The following is a 1,224-nucleotide window of genomic DNA, read 5'->3' as shown; positions in this document are numbered from 1 at the left end:
TGAGGCGCTTGGGTTTGGTGATCCAGGTTCAGCGTTAGCCTTCGCCGGCCGTCGCACCCTTCGTCGACCCGCAAGGGCCTCTTTGCAATAGGTATTCCTGCGGTGTTTTATGTCCGAGAGCCATGTGAGGCCGGCTCTCATTGTAGTCCCGTCGCCAAGCTTCGACGATGGCACGGGCTTCGGCCAGCGTCTCGAACCAGTGCAGGTTCAGGCACTCGTCCCGCAGCGAGCCGTTGAAGGTCTCGATGAAGGCGTTGTCGGTCGGCTTGCCAGGCCGCGAGAGGTCGATCTGCACCCCGTGGTGATAGGCCCAGAGGTCAACCAGCTGACCAGTGAACTCGCTGCCGTTGTCGGCAAATAGGTACCTCGGCGCACCACGCTGGCGGACGAGGCGGTTCAGCACTTCGACCACGTGCTCGCCCTTGAGCCGCTGGCCAACCTCGATCGCCAGGCCCTCCCGGCTCCAGATATCGACCACGGTCAGGGCTCGGAACTTCGTACCATGGCTCAGCTGGTCGTGGACGAAGTCGAGGCTCCACGCCTCGTTGGGATGCTTGGGCACGTAGCGCGCCTCGCGGTGCACCACCATCTTGCGCCGCCTCGGCCGCTTGCTGCGTAGGGCAAGACCTTCTTCGCGGTACAGCCGCCAAACCAGGTTGCGTCCCACCGTCCAGCCGTCACGCCTGAGCATGATGTGGACCCGCCGATAGCCGTAGCGGATCCGCGTCTGCGCAATCTCGTGCATGCGCTGCCGGATCTCGAGCCTTGGGTCCCTGGTGCTCGGCTTGCGCTGGGTCGACCGATGCTGGCGCGTCAGAGAGCAGGCCCGGCGCTCGCTGTAGCCGTGGCGCGTCGCCACATAGGCCACAACCTCCTTCATGAGCGCTGGCCGGGAAACTTTTTTGACAGGACGTCCTGCAGCACGGCCTTGTCGAGGCTGAGCTCCGCCACCAGCCGCTTCAGCCGAGCATTCTCCTCAGTCAACTGCTTGAACTCACGGACCTGGTCCGTCTCCAGCCCGGCATACTGCTTCTTCCAGCGATAAAAGGTCTGTTCCGAGATACCGAGCTTGCGCGTCAGCTCGGCTACCGGCAGGCCCAACTCGGCCTGCTTCAGCACCGCCACGATCTGCTCCACCGAGAACCGTCGCTTCATGGCCAATCTCCACATCCGTCATGAGGAAATCCGCCGAAACACTAACACCAGAGCCGGACCACTTTCGCC

Annotated in this window: 1 protein-coding gene; it reads right to left on the bottom strand. The window is 63.3% G+C overall.

Features of this window, described 5'->3' with window-relative positions; translation table 11 throughout:
* Positions 1-34: 34 nt before the first annotated feature.
* A protein-coding gene (locus JMJ56_RS33080) for an IS3 family transposase (protein WP_202836115.1) occupies positions 35-1,155 on the bottom strand; the annotation gives its coding sequence in 2 pieces (ribosomal slippage) (positions 35-906 and positions 906-1,155; 1,122 coding nt in all).
* Positions 1,156-1,224 lie beyond the last annotated feature (69 nt).

The organism is Belnapia arida, assembly GCF_016773205.1.
GTDB lineage: Bacteria > Pseudomonadota > Alphaproteobacteria > Acetobacterales > Acetobacteraceae > Belnapia > Belnapia arida.
The sequence above is the reverse complement of the archived record's forward strand: the minus strand, read 5'-3'. Positions and strand labels throughout refer to the sequence as shown.